1 pseudogene is annotated in these 316 nt (G+C 44.9%); it reads left to right on the plus strand.

Annotated features, from left to right (window positions below):
- Nucleotides 1–316, plus strand: a pseudogene (locus tag SB658_RS22860) (putative nucleotide-diphospho-sugar transferase); the annotation flags it as partial.

The following is a 316-nucleotide window of genomic DNA, read 5'->3' on the forward strand; positions in this document are numbered from 1 at the left end:
TGTAATTCCGAGCTTCGATCCTGAGGAAGTGAAGATGCTTCAGAAGCTTTTAGGCCGCTATAACTCAGGCTTCCTGCATTTTAAAGGAGATGAAGCTGGCCGGAAATGCCTTAGTTGGTGGAAGGAAGAATGCTTGAAGGAATGCAAAAATGCGCCCGGCGAAGGAAAGTTTGGCGATCAAGGATATCTCGATCATATGCCGAAGCTGTTTGAACAAGTGGAAGATATTCAAACAAAAGGCGTGAATATTGGTCATTGGAACTATGGGCAGCATTCTTATCGGGAAGAAAATGGACGGATTTTGCTGGATGATGGG

The organism is Bacillus sp. SIMBA_008 (genome assembly GCF_046535495.1).
Taxonomy (GTDB): Bacteria; Bacillota; Bacilli; order Bacillales; family Bacillaceae; genus Bacillus; species Bacillus subtilis.